The following is a 17,534-nucleotide window of genomic DNA, read 5'->3' on the forward strand; positions in this document are numbered from 1 at the left end:
GCCCGGGCTGACCTAGGCCGGCCGGCGGGCGCGCCCCACCACGAACTCCGACACCGGCAGCGGTACCCAGGCCGGCAAGGCGTAGTCGGTGCGGGTGCTCTCGATCTCGAATCCCGCTGAGCGGATCGACTGCTCGGTGTGACGATGCGCGTGGCAGTTGCCGGCCAGTCGCGGCCACAACGACGTCGCGTCGACCAATCGCTGAAAGCCGCCGCGTATCCCGTTGCTGGCCACATGCTCGAGGTAGCGCAGCTCACCGCCCGGTCGGAGCAGCGAAAGTATCTGCCGCAGAACCGAATCGGGTTCACCCACCGAGCACAGCACCAGCGAGCAGACGACCGCGTCGAACGGCTTGTCCGCCGAAAAACTCTCCACGGTGCGATTGGTCACCTCGACCGGAACCGTTGCGGCGGCGGCCGCTTGGCGAGCCAGCCTGACCAACTGCTGCTCGGGCTCGACCGCGACGACCTGCTCGACGGTGTCCGGATAGAAAGCGAAATTGGTGCCGGTGCCAGCGCCCACCTCCAGGATTCGGCCGGACAACCCGGCCAGATTCTGCCGGCGGGATTCGCGCATCTGCTCGGTCTCATGTGCGGCGATAGTGGTCCACAGCCGCGCGAAGAACGGATGATGAACGGTCTCCGCCGTAGATGACGTCATTGCGACCAGCCTTTCGACCCCAGCGCCGTCAAGCGTTCCACGACCTGCTGCGGTGTCGCATCGGCGCCGACCAGTCCGGTCACCATATTCCCGGAGAAGACGGCACGCAGCACCCGGTTGGTGAATGCCTCGGCATCACCGAACGGCAGATGCGGCTTGGCGATCAGCAACGCGGCCACTCCGTGTGCGGCGCTCCACAATTCCAGCGCCACCCCGGTCGCGTCGCCGGGGGGAAACACTCCCTCGGCCATCAGCTCCTTGACCGTCACACACATGTGCTCGAACGCCGAACTGGCAAGCGCCGCATCGACATCGCTGTTGGATTTCCATTCACCCATCGTCGCGATCCGGTACAGCTCGGGGTTTTCGACGGCGAATTGGACGTAGGCCAGACCCTGTGCGCGAAGCACGTCGACAGTGCTGGACTGTGCAGCCGACACGCGCTGCATGGCTTCGTCGAGCTTCTCGAAGTAGCGTGCGCACACCGCATCCAACAGTGCGTCTTTGTCTTGGAAGTGCAGATAGATCGACGGCGGCGTCACTCCCACCCGTTCGGCCACCGAGCGGATCGAGACTGCCTTGGCGTGCCCGATATCGAGCAGGAGTTCGGTTGCGGCATCGAGGATTTCGTCACGCAGGAGATCGCCGGACCCCCGTGGGGCCCGCCTTCTGCGAAGGTGCTCTGTCGAAGGATCAGCGACCATCGGCGACCGTCGTGGCCGGGGCTGTCGAGGCGCGGGGCGCAGCGGCGCCGACCTGATCCTGGCGGCGAGCGTGTCGTCCGCTCGCCGAATCGGCCGGGTTGTGCACCACGACGGATTCCGATTCGCTGATCCCGAAGCGTTCATGCAGCCACACCAGCGGCGGGGGCGCCCACCAACTCCGATGGCCCAGAACGTGCATGAATGCCGGCACCAACACCATTCGCACCAGCGTCGCGTCGGCGAGCACGGCCAGTGTCAGGCCGGTACCGAACATCCGCATGAAGGAAACCTGCGCGGCGATCAGCGCCGCGAACGAAATCGACATCACCAGAGCCGCCGCCGTGACGACCCGTCCGGTGCGGGCCAGCCCGAGCGCGACGCTCTCGTCGTTGTCGGCGCGCTTGGTCCGGTCGTCCGGCGGCGTCGGGTGCGAGGCGACCGCGGTCAGCCAGTACTCACGAATCCTGGAAACCAGGAACACTTCGTAGTCCATCGAAAGCCCGAACGCCACACAGAACAACAACACCGGGATGTTGGCCACCACTGTTCCACTTTGGGTGGTGCCCATCGCCCCGAGATGACCGTCTTGGAAGATCCACACCAGCGCGCCGAATGCCGCCGTCAGCGATAAGACGTTGCACACCAACGCTTTTACCGGCAGCAACACGCTGCCGGTGAGCAGGAACAGCAAAGCGAACGTGATGATGCCGATCAGACCCAGCACCAGCGGAAGGCGGGTGGTGATGGCATGCACGCTGTCGCGATTGATCTGGGCCATTCCGGAGAGCTGCACCGAGTGGCCGGCCGGACCGGGCACTGCGTGCAACTGGTCGAGCTGGGTGTCAGAAGCCGTCGAGAACAGCGGCGCGTCGCTGGCGACCGTCAAGAACGCGCTGTCGTGCGCCAGCCCGGTGGCGGCCGACGGCGGGCCCACTGGGTTACCGCGAACGAACGTCCCGGTCGGTGCCGAGACTGCCGACACATCGGCCACCCGTGACAGGTCGGCCGCGTATCGGCTGAGGTCGCCCGGACGCACCCCTCGAACATCCGGGACGACAACAGACACCGCGGTCGCCGAGTCGTCGGCGAAATCGTGTCGCAACTGATCACCGACTGCATGTGCCGAGGCGGTCGTCGGCAGCACCCGGTCGTCCGGCATGCCCCACTTCACCCCGAGGAACGGCAGCCCGAGTATCAGCAGCAGCGCGACGACGACCAGCCCGATCGGGATGGCTCGTCGCATCACAAACTTGGTCGACCGGTACCAGAACAATTCCTCCACCGGTTTGGGCACCGGGTCAGGCCGGCCGAATATCCGACGGCCGAGCTTGCGCACGTCCAGCGCATCCAGGCGCGGCCCGAGCAGCACGATCGCAGCCGGGGTCACCAGGATCGCGGCCACCGCGACGAATGCGACCGTGGCCACGCCCGCATACGCGAACGACTTCAGGAAGTACATCGGGAAAAGCACCATCACGACCATCGACAGCGCAACGGTGGTCGCCGAGAACAGCACGGTGCGGCCTGCGGTGGCCATGGTCCGGATCAGCGCCTCGTCCGGGGCGCTGCCGTCGGCCAGCTCGTCGCGGTAGCGACTGATGATCAGCAGCGTGTAGTCGATGGCCAGCGCCAGGCCCAGCGCAGTGCTGAGGTTCAGCGCATACGTCGACACGTCGGTGCTGAAACTGATCAGCCGCAGTACGGACATCGACCCGACGATGGCCAAGCCGCCCAGACACACCGGCAGGGCCGCGGTCAGCAGCCCACCGAACACCCAGACCAGCACCAGGAAGCTGAGCGGGATCGCCAGCGACTCCATCAGCAACAGGTCGCGCTCGTTCTGGCGGTTGATCTGTTGGTAGACCATCGCCGCACCCCCGGCGCGGACTGTGACGCCGTCACGATCGTGGACGACGCGCGCGGCGATCTGCTTGGCGTAGTTCTGCGCGTTGTTCTCGCCGCCTTTGAGATTGACGACGATCAGGCCGGACTTGCCGTCCTTGCTGACCAGATTCGGAACCAGATGCGCAGGGTCAGGCCCGGTCCACGCCGAGACGACGTTGTAGACGCCGTCCGAACCCTGGACCTGCGTGACGATATCGGTGGCAACCTGGCGAGCCGCTGCGCTTTGCGCGCCGGCCGGCGCCGTCACCAGCATGACCAGCTGCTGATCGCTCTGGCCGAACTTGTCGGTCAGCAGCTTGATCGCCTGCGCCGACTCCGAAGCCGGGTCCTGGAATCCGCCCGCGGACAGGCTCTTGGCGACGGGCAGGCCGAACACCGCGGCGGCGACCAGGACCAACACCGCAGCCGCGAGTATGCGCCGAGGCGCCGCAATGGCAAGACGGGCGATTCGCTGCAGCATAGGCGTTCCTCCGCTTAATATCATGGGTAACTTATCAGCGATAAGTTACCCATGCAACCTCCGAGAGCGCGGTCAACGCCTCACCAGAGGGAACGGGACGGAGAACCGCAGCGGTTCAACGCGGCGCCCGATACGCAGGACATTTGCGGAGCATAAGTGGTTGAACGTCTGCCCAATAGGTCACTTCCAAGCATCCGGACGCTTCGTCCGGCCCGGCGAGCCTTACCGAGCGGTAACAAATGCCAGGATTTTCCGAATCGTGACTCAAAGATTCCTTAAACGTTGCCCATACGCTCAGTTACATGTGGATCGATGACTCCAGTGCCGACGTGATCAAAGTTGATTTCGAGGCTCTCTACCACGGCGACGTCCTGGTCGAGGGTGAGTGCTCGGAGCAGCTCGACGACTGGCACCCGCTGCCGAACGCGAGCTAATCCGCGCGACGCGCGCTCCGTGCCGGAGCGTGACGATGTTGAGGCGAAGTCAAGCCTCGTTTCGACCTTTGGTGTTGACCTATTTGCAAAAAGCCCCCGCCGAGCGCGGGGGCTTTTTCGTGGCCGACGAACCGGGGGCGAGTTAGCGTGGGGCCATCCGGATCGCGCCGTCCAGCCGGATGACCTCACCGTTCAGCATCGGATTCTCGATGATGTGCACCGCCAGCGCGCCGTACTCATCCGGGTTGCCCAACCGGCTGGGGTGCGGCACCTGTTTACCGAGCGACTCGCGCGCCGGCTCCGGCAGGCCCGCCAGCAGCGGGGTGTCGAACAGTCCCGGGGCGATCGTCACCACCCGGATGCCCTTGCTTGCCAGGTCACGGGCGATCGGCAGCGTCATGCCGACCACGCCGCCCTTCGACGCCGAGTAGGCGGCCTGACCGATCTGACCGTCGAAGGCCGCCACCGATGCCGTGTTGACGATGACGCCGCGCTCCTCCCCGACTAGGTCCTGCTGCGCGATCCGCTCGGCGCCGAGCCGCAGCACGTTGAAGGTGCCGATCAAGTTGATCTCCACGACCTTGCGGAACGCATCCAGCGGGAAGGGCCCGTCCTTGCCCAGCGTCTTGACGGCATTGCCGGTGCCGGCGCAGTTGACCACGATGCGCAACGGTCCCAGCGACGCGGCGATGTCGAGCGCCGCGGTCACCGCCTTCTCGTCGGTGACGTCGGCGGGCGCGAACCGCGCCCGGTCGCCCAGCTCACGGACGACCTCTTCGCCCTTGAGATCGAGCACAACAACCTGAGCGCCGGCGTCGAGCAGCCGTCGCGTGGTGGCCAGGCCCAGGCCGGATGCTCCGCCCGTGACCAGCGCCACGGCATCGGTGATCTGCACGAAGAGGTTCCTTTCGGTCGGGTCGGACGTCGGCGGCTTCCGCGTCGGCGAATTCGACCCACTGAGTGGCCGGGACTATACCCAGTCGTTGAGGACGGTCTCGGTGTCGGCTCCCGGCTGGCCGGGCGGCTTCGGCTGGTTCGGCTGCGACCGGGAGAACCGCGGCGCCGGCAGCGGCTGCAGTCCGTTGCCGGCTTGGTAGAAGGTGTTGCGCTCGGTGATGTGGGGTTCGGTCTCGACCTCGCCGAACGCCAGCACCGGCGTCACACACGCATCCGAGTCCGCGAACACCTTGGCCCAATGGTCGCGATCCTTGCTGCCGAACGCTTCGGTGAACGCGGCGCGCAACTCGGGCCAGCGGCTCCGGTCGTTCTGCTCCGGCAGGTCCTTGGGGTCGAGGCCGAGTCCGGCCAGCATTGCCGCGTAGAACTGCGACTCGATGGCGCCCACCGACACGTAACGGCCGTCGGCGCATTCGTAGGTGTCGTAGTACGGCGCTCCGGTGTCGAGCATGTTGGTGCCGCGCTCGTCGGTCCACATGCCCAGCGCCCGCATCCCCCACATCATCTGCACCAGCACCGAGGACCCGTCCACCATCGCGGCGTCGACCACCTGGCCCTTGCCGGACGTCTGTCGCTCGAAGAGCGCCGACAGGATGCCGAGCAGCAGGAACATCGAGCCGCCGCCGAAGTCGCCGACCAGGTTCAGCGGCGGAACCGGCCGCTCGCCCGCGCGCCCGATCGCGTGCAGCACGCCGTTGAGCGAAATGTAGTTGATGTCGTGACCGGCCTGCTTGCTGCGCGGACCGGTCTGACCCCAGCCGGTCATCCGGCCGTAGATCAGCCGCTCGTTGATCTTGGCGCAGTCGTCCGGGCCCAGTCCCATCCGCTCGGTAACCCCCGGCCGGTAGCCCTCGATCAACACGTCGGCCTTGGCGACGAGCTTGAGCACCAAGTCGCGGCCCTCGTCGGACTTCAGGTCGGCGATGACGAACCGCCGGTTGCGCAGCATCGGGTCGGAGCCACTGGCACCGGGTCGATCGACGCGCACGACGTCAGCGCCCAGGTCGCCCAAAATCATCGCCGCGTGCGGGCCGGGCCCGATCCCGGCGAGCTCGATGACTCGCAACCCTGACAGCGGACCCGCCATGATCTCCCGACCTCTCTGTCGACACCCGCGCGTATTCCAAGCATCTTGACAGTCGGGCCGAACGAGGCTGCACCCCGGTGGCTTACAGTCGATCGCATGACAGCCATCGATTCCGGAATCGACGCCCTGGCACCCGTCGACGGTCTGGCGGTGAGTCTCGCCGACGGCGTGTTGTCGGTGACGATCGACCGTCCCGACAGCTTGAATTCGCTGAATTTGCCGGTGTTCGAGGGGCTCGCCGATGCGCTGGAACAAGCGGCCAACGACCCCCGAGTGAAGGTGGTGCGTCTCGGCGGCGCCGGCCGTGGCTTCTGCTCCGGAGCCGGGATGGGCGCCGACGATGTCGACGGCACCGGTGCGGAATTGATCCTGGCGGCCAACCGGCTGGTGCGTGCGATCACGGCGCTGCCCCGCCCGGTCGTCGCGGTGGTCCAGGGTCCGGCGGCAGGTATCGGCGTCTCGATCGCATTGGCCTGCGACCTCGTATTGGCTTCGGACAAAGCGTTTTTCATGCTCGCTTTCACCAAAATCGGCCTGATGCCCGACGGCGGAGCGTCGGCGTTGATCGCCGCGGCCATCGGCCGTATCGGTGCGATGCGAATGGCTCTGCTGGCCGAGCGGCTGCCGGCCGCTGACGCGCTGGCCGCCGGGTTGATCACCGCCGTCTATCCGGCCGACGACTTCGACGCCGCGGTGGACGAGGTGGTGTCCCGCTTGCTGGCCGGCCCCGCGGTGGCGTTCGCCAAGACCAAGCAGGCGATCAACGCCGCCACGCTGACCGAGTTGGAGCCGACGCTGCAGCGCGAACTGGAAGGTCAGTCACTGCTGCTGCAGTCGCACGACTTCCGGGAGGGCGCAAGGGCTTTCCAGCAGCGCCGGACGCCGGACTTCACAGATATGTGAGCACCGACGGCTAGAGACCGAACAGCGGCGGCAGCCCCAGCAGCACGACCAGCGTCCAGACGAAGTGGGTCAGGATCGGCGCCAGGACCCCACCGGTGGCCCGGCGCTCGAGCGCGCAGACGGTGCCCAGGATGATCGCGGCGAAGGCGAGCATCGGGTTGCGGCTGCTGCCCAGCGTGGCCAGGGCGTAGATGACGGTCGAGATCAGCAACGGATGGTGCCGGCCCAACGCGGTGTACAGCGCGCCGCGGTAGAACATCTCCTCGGCGACCGCCGCCAGCAGCGCGACCGTCAGGGTCAGCCGCCACGATCCCCGGTTGCTGTATTCCAGTAACCGGGTGACGAACTCGGCGATCGCCGGAATCTCGCGGACCACGAATCCGCCGAGGATGAACACACCACCGAGCAGCAGCCCGATGACCGTGCCACTGACCACCGGCCGCTGATTGCGACCACGCCAGCGGGCTCCGCCGAGGTGCAGCGGCCCGGAGGCGAAAGCGCCGACCGCCCAGATGCCCGTCAGCGCCAGCGACCACCAGTAGAAGGCCTGTTCTCCGGGATGCTTGCGCAGTGCCAGCCCCAGCGATGCGACACCGAGCACCATGACGACCGAGACGACGATCCGTCGCCGCCGCACCGTCGATGGCGGTTCGTTGTGCGGCACAGCGACATTGACGATGCCGCGGCGAATCTCTTCCAGAGCGCTGGGCTGGGGACTCAGGTCTGTCACGTGCGCTGCTCCTCCTGACTTCGTTGACCGCGCCACTGGAGCACCGCAGCGCGGGTCATGTCTAATGCACCTTCGGTGTGAGCGTGATCAAGATATCGAGCCCGGTGCGGATCGCACCGGCGATCGGACCCGAGACAGCGCCCACCAAGCCGAGGCCGGGTCGCACGACCGCTGGGGTCACCTTGCTCGCCAGCCGTCGTATCCGCAACGTATCGCCGCCCGCCCAGACGGGATCGCTGTCGGCGAGGTGGTGGGGGTCGACGAGGGCGTTGACCGGACGCGGCCGGCCGCTCGAGAGTGCGCGGCCGATCGAATCCTCGATCGTCATCAATCCACCCGGTGGATCGGGGACCAGATCGCGGAGACCGGACCCGCTGGCTCGCATCGGGTAGTCGAGCGACTCGACCAGGTCGGCAGCCAGTCCGTCGGGCACTGGAAGGGCGATACCGGTCACCCAGGATGCCAGCTTGGTGTCGATACCCCACACCGGTAGGCCGGTCTGCCAGACGCCGGCGACCCGCGCGTAAGTCTTCAGCATGTCGCGGTAGGACGTGGTGTCCGGACCGGCGATGTCGTAGGAGCCCGCCGGCACCCGGTCCGGGTCGGCGGCCGCGACGAGGTAGTACAGCACATCGGTGATGGAGATCGGGTCGATCGGATTTTCCATCCAGGACGGAATCGGGATGACCGGAAAACGGTCGGCGACGTAACGCATCATCTCGAACGACGTGGAACCGGCGCCGAATATCACCGCGGCGCCCAGCCACACCACGTCGGCGCCACCCTCGACGCTCAGCGCCTCGGCCACCTCGGCTCGGCTGGCCAGATGCTCGGACAGGCCTTCGTCGGAGGGAACGAACCCACCGAGGTACACGATGCGGCGCACCCCGGCGTCCTTGGCCGCGCGCACCCCGGCGTCCTTGGCCGCGACGGCGACGTTCTCGGCCGAGGCGCGGTCGGCTTTGCGGAAACCGGGTTGGCCGATGGCGTGCACCAGGTAGTAGATGACGTCGACCTGGCCCGCGTCGGTCAGCGCGTCTCGTGCCGAGTCGGCGTCGGCCGCATCCAATTTCACCGCGGTCACGTCGCCGGACCATCCGAAGGACGCGAGACGGGCCGGGTCGCGGGTGGCCGCAACGACATCGTGCCCTGCTCTCAGCAGAGCCGTGACCAGTCGCGATCCCACATATCCCGTTGCGCCGGTCACCAGTATTCGCACAATGTCAACCTATCGATCGGAATGAACGTTCAACCTACCGACCGGGATGAACGCGCGTATTGACTCTCGTGTTGCCCCGCGCCCCCACCGGCAAACCGAAGTGGCCGTTCTCACATGCCACTCGACGAGCTGAACGTTCTGTCCAATGCGCTACGAGTCGGGATCCCATGAATCGGCCTGAACCAATTGAGCTGTCCGACCGTGACGTTTAACGTGAGCGAACGCGTCCAGTTTCGCCCGAATCGCAAGGGGTGAAAGCCAACATGTCATCAACTCCCTCTGTCTCTTCCGTGGCTGTCGAGTTCCCGCCTCACCAAGTCAGTCAGGCGGAAGCGATCTCCGGGCTGACCGGTTTCGGCGGTAAAGATTTCGATCGCTTCGGCGCCAGTGCCGGAGTGCAGCGGCGCCGGATCGCGCTGCCGCTGGCCGAATACGGCAAGCTCGGTGGCTTCACCGAAGCCAACAACATATTCATCGAGGTGGCGCTGGGGTTGGGCGAGCGCGCCATCCGGACAGCCCTGGACACGGCTGGCATCCAGCCGTCCGAGGTCGACGTGGTGTTCTCGACAACGGTGACCGGGTTGGCGGTGCCCACGCTGGAGGCCCGGCTGGCCACCCGACTCGGGCTGCGACCCGACGTCAAGCGGGTGCCACTGTTCGGCCTGGGATGCGTGGCCGGCGCCGCGGGCGTGGCTCGGATGCACGACTATCTCCTGGCCTTCCCGGACCAGGTCTCGGTGCTGCTGGCCGTGGAGCTGTGCTCGCTGACGCTGCAGCGCAACGACCTCTCGGTGGCGAACCTGGTGGCCGCCAGCCTATTTGGGGACGGCGCGGCGGCAGTCGTCGCCGAGGGGTCCGCCCGCACGGCTGCCGGGCCCAGGGTCCTGGCCACCCGCAGCCGCATCTACCCCGACACCGAAGACGTCATGGGTTGGGACATCGGCAGCAACGGCTTCAAGATCAAGCTGTCCACCGAGGTCGCGACCGTCGCCGAGAAATACGTCGGTGACGATGTGCGCCACTTCCTGGGCGATCACGGCCTGACGCCGAAAGACATCTCGACCTGGGTGTGCCACCCCGGCGGGCCGAAGGTCATCGAGGCGATCGAGAACACCCTCGACCTTCCGGCCGAGGCGATGGACCACACTCGAAACTCGTTGCGCGAGAACGCGAATCTGTCGTCAGTGTCGGTGCTCGACGTGCTGCGCAGGAATATGGCCGACCCGCCGCCGCCGGGATCGTTCGGGCTGATGATCGCAATGGGTCCGGCGTTCTGCTCCGAACTCGTGCTGCTCGGCTGGTAGGCCGTGTACTACCTGCTGATCCTTGCCGTCGGTGTCGAGCGGGTGGCGGAGCTGGTCGTTTCCAAGCGCAACGCCCGGCGGGCTTTCGCCAACGGCGGCAAGGAATTCGGGCACAACCACTACCCGGTGATGGTCACCATTCACACCGCCCTGCTGGTCGGTTGCGTCGCCGAGGTCTGGGCGCTGCACCGGCCGTTCCTGCCGTGGCTGGGCTGGCCGATGCTGGCCCTGGCGGTCTCGACTCAGGTGTTGCGCTGGTGGTGCATCGCGACGCTGGGCCACCGGTGGAACACGCTGGTGATCGTGTTGCCCGAGGCGCCGCTGGTGCGGCGCGGCCCGTACCGCTGGCTGCACCACCCGAACTATGTCGCCGTCGTCGTCGAGGGATTTGCGCTGCCGCTGATCCACACGGCATGGCTGACCGCGATCGGTTTCACGGTGGCCAACGCGCTGCTGCTGACCGTGCGGATCCGGGTGGAAAACTCCGCGCTCGGTTACGCGTGAATCGAGTCGGCGGCTGATCGCCGCGCCGCGAACATGTTGGCGCGCTACGCGATTGCGGTTTTCAGCGCGCCTTCCAGACCGGAGGTCGCTTCTCGGCGAACGCCAACGGTCCTTCCTTGGCATCCTCGGTGCGCAACAGCGTGCCGAATTCACGCGTGGTGCGCGCCCAACTCGGCTCTTCGTCGGGAATGACACCGTCGTCGGCACCGCAGGCGATCCGCTTGCTGGCCTGCACCGACAGCGGCGCGTTGACGGTGATCCGCTTGGCAAGCGCCAGTGCGGCTTCCAGCACCGTGCCGTCTGCGACGACCTCGTTGATCAACCCCCAGTCGGCGGCCTCCCGGGCGCTGATCGGCTCGCCGGTGAGCAGCATCTGCATGCCGACCTTGCGGGGTAGCTGCTGCGCGATGCGGAACACTCCGCCCGCGCCGGCGAGCAGGCCGACCTTGACTTCCGGCAACCCGAACTGCGCGCGTTCCTCGGCCACCACCAGGTCACTGGCCAAGGCCAGCTCGGTGCCACCGCCCAGCGCCGTGCCGTTGACCGCGGCGATCGTCGGCTTGTCGATGAAGTGGTGGACGTAACCGGCAAAACCCCAATCGCCGTGGTCCGGGTGGTACAGATTCTCGCGGCGCGAGATGGCCTTGAGATCCGCTCCGGCACAGAAGGATTTGTCGCCGGCACCGGTGATCACCACCGCACGGACGTCGGCATCGTGCTGTGCCTGCTCGAGCGCGTCACCCACGCCGATGCTGACGGCGCCGTTGACGCAGTTGCGGGCTTCCGGGCGGTTGATGGTGATGACGAGGACGTCGTCGCGGCGCTCGGTGAGCACCGCGGCCGGTTCGGTCACAGCAGCTCCACGATGGTGGCGTTGGCCTGGCCGCCACCCTCGCACATGGTCTGCAGGCCGTAACGAATTCCCTTGTCCCGCATGTGGTAAAGCATCGTGGTCATGATCCGAGCACCGGATCCGCCGAGCGGGTGGCCGAGCGCGATCGCCCCGCCGTTGGGGTTGAGCTTCTTCTCGTCGGCGCCGATGTCTTTCAGCCAGACCAGCGGTACCGGCGCGAACGCCTCGTTGACCTCGAAGACACCGATGTCCTCCAGCGACAGCCCGGAACGCTTCAGTGCTTTCTGCGTGGCCGGAATCGGCGCGGTCAGCATGATCACCGGGTCGGCACCGGCCAGCACGGCGGTGTGCACCTTGGCAATCGGGTTGAGTCCCAACTCTTTTGCCTTCTCCGCCGACATGAACAGCAGTGCGGCCGATCCGTCGGAGATCTGGCTCGAGTTACCGGCGTGGATGACGCCGTCCTCTTTGAACGCCGGCTTCAGCTGCGCCATCTTCTCGATCGGGGTGCCGCGACGGATGCCCTCGTCTTTGAGCACCGGGTTGCCATCCTGGTCCTTGATCGGCGCGATCTGATCGTCGAACGCACCGGAATCCTGTGCCGCGGCCGCCTTTTCGTGTGAGCCGAGCGAGAACTGGTCGACCGTGGTCCGGTCGAATCCCCACTGCTCGGCGATCATCTCGGCGCCGATGCCCTGGTTGGGCGTCCGGTCGTAGCGGGCCTTGAAGCCCGGCGAGAACGGGTTTCCGCCGTTGGCCAGCGAGGCACCCATCGGCGTCCGCGACATCGACTCGACGCCACCGGCGACCACCACGTCGTAATGCCCGGCAACCACGCCGGCGGCGGCGAAGTGGATCGACTGCTGGCTGGATCCGCACTGCCGGTCAACGGTCACGCCGGGAACGGTCTCCGGCCACCCCGCGGCCAACAGCGCGGTGCGGCCGATGTCCATCGACTGCTCGCCGGCCTGCATGACGCAGCCCCAGATCACGTCGTCGACGAGGCCCGGGTCGACGCCGGCCTTCTCGACGAGGGCGTTGAGCACCTGCGCGGACAGGTCGGCCGCGTGAACGCCGGACAACCCGCCGTTTCGCTTCCCGACTGGTGTACGAACTGCCTCGACGATGACGGCTTCAGCCATGGCACTATCTCCTTTGATACTCCGGCCTATTTGCCCGACTCCTCCTCAGACCCAGTGGTCTGCATCGTCGTCGCGCGGACTTGGACTGATTGTTGACCAACCGCTTAGTTGGCCCGCCGCCGGGGTCCCCTACTGGTAAGTAGCCTCAGAATCCGTACTTTGGAAGTCATGTCCCGCATCGTCATCGTCGGCGGCCACGGCAAGGTCGCCCTGCATCTGGCCAGGATCCTCAGTGAACAAGGTGACGAGGTGACGTCGGTGATCCGCAATTCCGGTCACGCCGACGACATCACCGCCACCGGCGCCCATCCGGTGGAGGCCGATATCGAACACCTGGACACCGTCGCCCTTGCGGACGTGGTGAAAGGCCAGGACGCGGTGGTGTTCGCCGCGGGCGCCGGCGGTGGCGATCCGGCCCGCACCTACGCCGTCGACCGCGACGCCGCGATCCGGGTGATCGACGCCGCCGCGCAGGCCGGCGTCCCGCGGTTCGTGATGGTGTCCTACTTCGGCGCCGGACCCGATCACGGTGTAGCGGAGGACAACTCGTTCTTCCCGTATGCCGAGGCGAAGGCGGCCGCGGACGCTCATCTGCGCGCGAGCGACCTGGACTGGACCGTGTTGGGCCCGGGCCGTCTGACGCTGACCCCCGCGACCGGACGGATCGCGGTGGGTCCGGGCGCAGCCGACAATGCGGAGGTCTCCCGGGAGGATGTCGCGCTGGTGGCGGCTGCGGCGCTGGCCGATCCGTCGACAATCCGCCGAACCATCGACTTCAACAACGGCGACACACCGATTGCCGAAGCGCTGGCCGGTAGCGGCGACCGCTAGGACGGCGAACCTAATCGTCGCCGTCTAGCAGGTAATGTCCACCTTGCAGTCGGTCTGCCGATCCTGTCGTGCGCGATGGGTTCGGCACCGAGCGAGGCAAGTTAGATCTGCTTCGTAAGAGGGAACCCGGTGCGAGTCCGGGACTGTCCCGCAGCGGTATGCAGGAACGAACGTCGTCAATAGCACTGGTCACCAGACCGGGAAGCGACGGCCAGTAGGAGCACCACCCGGTGCATGCCTGTGAGTCCGAAGACCTGCCGAATGTGCCGGGCGCGCCGCGCCTGGCGGCTCACCGCCTCGTGGAATGGGCGTCTGGCCGTAATGGTTGCAGTGCTGTGCACTGCGCCGGACCGGTTGTGCGTCCGTTGGCGGTGACCACCCCGTCGAATGAAAGACGAAAACCGTGACCGCAACACCCTTTACCGCCACCATCACCGGTTCACCCCGCATCGGGCCGAAGCGAGAACTCAAGCGCGCCACCGAGAGCTACTGGAAAGGCAACACCAGCCGATCCGAGCTGGAAGAGGTCGCCGCGACAATCCGCCGCGACACCTGGTCACAACTGGTCGACGCCGGGCTCGACTCGGTGCCGGTGAACACCTTCTCCTACTACGACCAGGTGCTGGACACCGCCGTGCTGCTGGGCGCCCTACCGCCCCGCGTGCAGGCCGTCACCGATGACTTGGACCGCTACTTCGCGGCGGCTCGAGGCACCGGCGATATCGCCCCGCTGGAGATGACGAAGTGGTTCGACACCAACTACCACTACATCGTCCCCGAGATCGGTCCCAACACCGAGTTCTCGCTGCACCCCGAGAAGGTGCTCGCCGAGCTCAAAGAGGCCCAGGAGCAGGGCATTCCGGCCCGTCCGGTCATCGTCGGCCCGATCACCTTTCTGTTGCTCAGCAAGGCTGTCGACGGCGCAGGCGCCCCGATCGACCGACTCGACGAACTGGTTCCGCTCTACGGTGAACTGCTCGGACAGCTCGCCGACAAGGGTGTGGCGTGGGTGCAGATCGACGAGCCCGCACTGGTGACCGACATCTCCGCCGATGCCGCCACGCTCGCCGAGCGTGCCTACAGCACGCTGGGAGCAGTGGACAACCGGCCGGCCATTCACGTGGCCACCTACTTCGGCGATCCCGGCGACACACTGGCCGCCCTGGCCCGCACACCCGTCGAGGCGATCGGAGTCGACCTCGTCTACGACGCCGGCACCGCGATCGCCTCGGTGACCGAGCTGGCCGGCAAGACTCTGGTGGCCGGCATCGTCGACGGCCGCAACATCTGGCGCACCGACCTGCAGGCGGCACTGGGGACGCTGGCGAGCTTGCTGGGTTCGGTTGGCTCGCTTGCGGTTTCGACCTCGTGCTCGACGTTGCACGTACCCTACTCGCTGGAGCCCGAGACCGACCTGGACGATGCGCTGCGCAGCTGGTTGGCATTCGGCGCGGAGAAGGTGCACGAGGTGGCCACCTTGGCGAAGGCGCTCAAGGACGGCCGTGACGCGGTGGCCGACGAAGTCGCCGAGTCGAACGCGGCGGTCGCGTCGCGCGAGAAGGACCCGCGGCTGAACAACGCCCAGGTGCGCGAGCGCCTCGACTCGATCGCGGAATCCGGTGGCACAGAACGTGGCCCGGCCGCCGAACGCCGCGAGGCGCAGATCGAGCGGCTGCACCTGCCGCCGTTGCCGACGACGACGATCGGGTCGTTCCCGCAGACCGTGGAGATCCGCAAGGCCCGTGCCGCGCTGGTCGCCGGCGAGATCGACGAGTCGGAGTACACCCGCCGGATGCAGTCCGAGATCGCCGACGTGATCAAGCTGCAGGAGTCGCTGGACCTGGACGTGCTGGTGCACGGCGAGCCGGAGCGCAACGACATGGTGCAGTACTTCGCCGAGCAACTGGACGGGTTCTTCGCCACCAAACTCGGCTGGGTGCAGTCCTACGGGAGCCGGTGCGTGCGCCCGCCGATCCTCTACGGCGACGTCACCCGCCAGCAGCCGATGACGGTGGAGTGGGCCAAGTACGCCCAGTCGCTGACCGACAAGCCGGTGAAAGGAATGCTTACCGGTCCGGTGACGATCCTGGCCTGGTCGTTCGTCCGCGATGACCAACCGCTGGCCGACACCGCCAATCAGGTGGCGCTGGCCATCCGCGACGAGACGGTGGATCTGCAGGACGCCGGCATCGCGGTGATCCAGGTCGACGAGCCCGCACTGCGGGAACTGTTGCCGCTGCGCAACTCTGACAAGCCGGCCTACCTGGACTGGGCGGTCGGCGCGTTCCGGCTGGCGACGTCGGGCGTTGCGGACTCCACCCAGATCCACACGCACCTGTGCTACTCGGAGTTCGGCGAGGTGATCGGGGCGATCGCCGACCTGGACGCCGACGTCACGTCGATCGAGGCGGCCCGCTCGCACATGGAGGTGCTCGACGACCTGAACTCGATCGGCTTCTCCAACAGCGTCGGTCCGGGTGTCTACGACATCCACTCGCCGCGAGTGCCGAGCACCGACGAGATCACCAAGTCGCTGCACGAAGCGCTGAAAGCGATTCCAGCAGAGCGGCTTTGGGTCAACCCGGACTGCGGCCTCAAGACCCGTAACTCCGAAGAGGTGAACGCGTCGCTGGCCAACCTGGTCGAAGCGACCAAGAAGGTCCGGGCCAGCGCCTGACCGAGCGGCTAGCACGCCGAGCGGCGGGTAGCGCCTGACCGAGCGGCTAGCACGCCGAGCGTAACGCCAGCGCGATTTTTGGATCGATTTCTCGCAGTGGCGTTACGCTCGGCGGCCCGTGTTTGGCGGCCCGTTACGCTCGGCGGCCCGCGTCCGGCGGCGCGTCGGCTACAGACCCGCCAACGCGTCTGCCGCCAGGTTGGGCGCGAACTCGGCCAGCAGCGCGCTCCAGTCGGCCGCCAGCGTGGCAGGCGTTCCGTCGCCCGCCAGCGTCTGAGCGATCTCCTGCGGCAATTGGACCAGGAGTTCGTCGAGAAGGCCTGGGCTGATGCCGGTTTCGAGCGTCGAGAGTATCCCGGCGTAGGAAATCCCCAATGTGTCAGTGGCGTCGTAGCCATTGAGGAAGGCACCGGTGAGCACCGCCGGAATGTTCAGCAGATCGGTGAATGCCGCGTCGGTCTGCCCGGCGTCGAAAGCGTCGACGATCGACTGCGCACTGTCGGCGAAAGCCTGCGTGGTGCCCAGCAGCGCCGCCGTCGGGGACAGCAACCCCGTCAGGACGACATTCGACAGATCATTGGTCAACACGTTGGCGAGATTCTGCGCGATCTCGCCCGGAATCTCGGAGATGTTCACCAGCGACCCGGCACCGGGAAGCAGGTCGATCAGCAGCCCCTCGGTGAAGTTGTTGACTGACACGCTGATGTCGCCGGCGTCGATACCGGTGATGAGATCCTGGAACTGCCCGGGCAATTCGTCGGTGAACAAGGTGTTCAGCCCGGTGGCCAGATCCGACAGGTTGGTGCCGATTGTCTGGCCGAACGCCAACTGGTTGGCAATCACTTCGGACAACACCGGCAACGGATCGGCCTGGATCTCGGTGCCGATCGCCTGAAGGTTGGCGGCCGCCTCCGTGAAGACACTCGACCATTCGGTCAGCGGATCGGTCGCGGCCGCGAGATCGGCGATCGCGTCGACACTGACCAGCTGGACGTCGCGATGAACGGCGCCCGTCCCGATCGTCGTGGCGACCGGGTTGACGGCGATCAAGCCCGCGCCGGCCAACGCGAACGCGCCGGCTACACACGCGCGCATCCGGGTGGCTGAACCCGGCGAGCGCGCTTCGATGTTCCCCCGTGGTTACCGGTAACACTCACCAGCTGC

Annotated in this window: 16 protein-coding genes and 1 riboswitch; of the genes, 6 read left to right on the plus strand and 10 right to left on the minus strand. The window is 66.7% G+C overall.

Translation table 11 applies throughout. From position 1 onward, the window contains the following. Positions 1–12 precede the first annotated feature (12 nt). Genes CYU59_RS06135 through CYU59_RS06145 form a run of 3 tightly spaced genes read right to left on the minus strand, consistent with a single transcriptional unit; the run spans position 13 to position 3,729 of the window. A complete protein-coding gene (locus CYU59_RS06135) occupies positions 13–660 on the minus strand; it encodes a class I SAM-dependent methyltransferase (RefSeq protein WP_292980364.1) in 648 nt (215 codons plus the stop codon). Continuing rightward, positions 657–1,364: a TetR/AcrR family transcriptional regulator gene (locus CYU59_RS06140; protein WP_292980366.1), complete on the minus strand. Its 708-nt coding sequence runs from the start codon at positions 1,362–1,364 to the stop codon at positions 657–659. Before CYU59_RS06140 ends, CYU59_RS06135 begins: the two co-directional genes overlap by 4 nt. Continuing rightward, positions 1,354–3,729: an MMPL family transporter gene (locus tag CYU59_RS06145; protein ID WP_292980369.1), complete on the minus strand. Its 2,376-nt coding sequence runs from the start codon at positions 3,727–3,729 to the stop codon at positions 1,354–1,356. Before CYU59_RS06145 ends, CYU59_RS06140 begins: the two co-directional genes overlap by 11 nt. 302 nt (positions 3,730–4,031) lie before the next feature. On the opposite strand from CYU59_RS06145, the gene CYU59_RS06150 reads away from it, so the two are divergent. Then, positions 4,032–4,163, plus strand: a complete 132-nt coding sequence (locus CYU59_RS06150) for a hypothetical protein (protein WP_292980372.1) — start codon at positions 4,032–4,034, stop codon at positions 4,161–4,163. Between the two features lie 142 nt (positions 4,164–4,305). On the opposite strand, the gene CYU59_RS06155 is transcribed toward CYU59_RS06150, so the two are convergent. Further along, positions 4,306–5,058, minus strand: coding sequence for a 3-hydroxyacyl-CoA dehydrogenase (locus tag CYU59_RS06155; RefSeq protein ID WP_292980375.1), 753 nt, complete (start codon positions 5,056–5,058; stop codon positions 4,306–4,308). Positions 5,059–5,133: 75 nt separating this feature from the next. Further along, entirely contained in the window at positions 5,134–6,207 is a 1,074-nt protein-coding gene (locus tag CYU59_RS06160) for a CaiB/BaiF CoA-transferase family protein (RefSeq protein WP_292980377.1), read from the minus strand. A 96-nt stretch (positions 6,208–6,303) separates the two neighbouring features. On the opposite strand from CYU59_RS06160, the gene CYU59_RS06165 reads away from it, so the two are divergent. After that, complete coding sequence (locus CYU59_RS06165) at positions 6,304–7,110, plus strand: enoyl-CoA hydratase (protein ID WP_292980379.1); 807 nt, start codon at positions 6,304–6,306, stop codon at positions 7,108–7,110. Between the two features lie 10 nt (positions 7,111–7,120). Here CYU59_RS06165 and CYU59_RS06170 read toward each other — a convergent pair whose 3' ends face one another. Beyond that, complete coding sequence (locus CYU59_RS06170; RefSeq protein ID WP_292980381.1) at positions 7,121–7,840, minus strand: CPBP family intramembrane glutamic endopeptidase; 720 nt, start codon at positions 7,838–7,840, stop codon at positions 7,121–7,123. 61 nt (positions 7,841–7,901) lie between these two features. Beyond that, complete coding sequence (locus CYU59_RS06175) at positions 7,902–9,059, minus strand: NAD(P)H-binding protein (protein WP_292980383.1); 1,158 nt, start codon at positions 9,057–9,059, stop codon at positions 7,902–7,904. 263 nt (positions 9,060–9,322) lie between these two features. On the opposite strand from CYU59_RS06175, the gene CYU59_RS06180 reads away from it, so the two are divergent. Next, on the plus strand, positions 9,323–10,363 hold the full coding sequence (locus CYU59_RS06180) for a type III polyketide synthase (protein ID WP_292980386.1): 1,041 nt from the start codon (positions 9,323–9,325) through the stop codon (positions 10,361–10,363). A 3-nt stretch (positions 10,364–10,366) separates the two neighbouring features. Beyond that, complete coding sequence (locus tag CYU59_RS06185; protein WP_292980388.1) at positions 10,367–10,867, plus strand: isoprenylcysteine carboxyl methyltransferase family protein; 501 nt, start codon at positions 10,367–10,369, stop codon at positions 10,865–10,867. A gap of 61 nt (positions 10,868–10,928) precedes the next feature. Here CYU59_RS06185 and CYU59_RS06190 read toward each other — a convergent pair whose 3' ends face one another. Both CYU59_RS06190 and CYU59_RS06195 read right to left on the minus strand, forming a co-directional pair. Then, the gene (locus tag CYU59_RS06190) at positions 10,929–11,720 is read right to left on the minus strand and encodes an enoyl-CoA hydratase-related protein (protein ID WP_292980391.1); all 792 of its coding nucleotides are present in this window, start codon (positions 11,718–11,720) and stop codon (positions 10,929–10,931) included. Next, the gene (locus CYU59_RS06195) at positions 11,717–12,862 is read right to left on the minus strand and encodes a thiolase family protein (RefSeq protein ID WP_292980393.1); all 1,146 of its coding nucleotides are present in this window, start codon (positions 12,860–12,862) and stop codon (positions 11,717–11,719) included. Before CYU59_RS06195 ends, CYU59_RS06190 begins: the two co-directional genes overlap by 4 nt. A gap of 168 nt (positions 12,863–13,030) precedes the next feature. Between CYU59_RS06195 and CYU59_RS06200 the strand changes: the two genes are divergently transcribed. Both CYU59_RS06200 and metE read left to right on the plus strand, forming a co-directional pair. Further along, the gene (locus CYU59_RS06200) at positions 13,031–13,693 is read left to right on the plus strand and encodes an NAD(P)H-binding protein (RefSeq protein ID WP_292980396.1); all 663 of its coding nucleotides are present in this window, start codon (positions 13,031–13,033) and stop codon (positions 13,691–13,693) included. Positions 13,694–13,758: 65 nt separating this feature from the next. Continuing rightward, positions 13,759–13,970, plus strand: a riboswitch (cobalamin riboswitch). A 126-nt stretch (positions 13,971–14,096) separates the two neighbouring features. Next, a complete protein-coding gene (gene metE, locus CYU59_RS06205) occupies positions 14,097–16,370 on the plus strand; it encodes a 5-methyltetrahydropteroyltriglutamate--homocysteine S-methyltransferase (RefSeq protein ID WP_292980399.1) in 2,274 nt (757 codons plus the stop codon). Positions 16,371–16,538: 168 nt separating this feature from the next. On the opposite strand, the gene CYU59_RS06210 is transcribed toward metE, so the two are convergent. Continuing rightward, positions 16,539–17,465 (minus strand): hypothetical protein, encoded by a 927-nt coding sequence (locus CYU59_RS06210; RefSeq protein ID WP_292980401.1) that lies wholly within the window; start codon positions 17,463–17,465, stop codon positions 16,539–16,541. Between the last annotated feature and the right edge of the window lie 69 nt (positions 17,466–17,534).

The organism is Mycobacterium sp., from assembly GCF_002863225.1.
Lineage (GTDB): Bacteria > Actinomycetota > Actinomycetes > Mycobacteriales > Mycobacteriaceae > Mycobacterium.

Excerpts from the sequence above, each read along its gene's own strand:
- CYU59_RS06135 (WP_292980364.1), bottom strand. The coding sequence starts at position 660 with ATGACGTCATCTACGGCGGAGACCGTTCATCATCCGTTCTTCGCGCGG.
- CYU59_RS06140 (WP_292980366.1), bottom strand. The coding sequence starts at position 1,364 with ATGGTCGCTGATCCTTCGACAGAGCACCTTCGCAGAAGGCGGGCCCCA.
- CYU59_RS06145 (WP_292980369.1), bottom strand. The coding sequence starts at position 3,729 with ATGCTGCAGCGAATCGCCCGTCTTGCCATTGCGGCGCCTCGGCGCATA.
- CYU59_RS06150 (WP_292980372.1), top strand. The coding sequence starts at position 4,032 with ATGTGGATCGATGACTCCAGTGCCGACGTGATCAAAGTTGATTTCGAG.
- CYU59_RS06160 (WP_292980377.1), bottom strand. The coding sequence starts at position 6,207 with ATGGCGGGTCCGCTGTCAGGGTTGCGAGTCATCGAGCTCGCCGGGATC.
- CYU59_RS06165 (WP_292980379.1), top strand. The coding sequence starts at position 6,304 with ATGACAGCCATCGATTCCGGAATCGACGCCCTGGCACCCGTCGACGGT.
- CYU59_RS06180 (WP_292980386.1), top strand. The coding sequence starts at position 9,323 with ATGTCATCAACTCCCTCTGTCTCTTCCGTGGCTGTCGAGTTCCCGCCT.
- CYU59_RS06195 (WP_292980393.1), bottom strand. The coding sequence starts at position 12,862 with ATGGCTGAAGCCGTCATCGTCGAGGCAGTTCGTACACCAGTCGGGAAG.
- CYU59_RS06200 (WP_292980396.1), top strand. The coding sequence starts at position 13,031 with ATGTCCCGCATCGTCATCGTCGGCGGCCACGGCAAGGTCGCCCTGCAT.
- CYU59_RS06210 (WP_292980401.1), bottom strand. The coding sequence starts at position 17,465 with ATGCGCGCGTGTGTAGCCGGCGCGTTCGCGTTGGCCGGCGCGGGCTTG.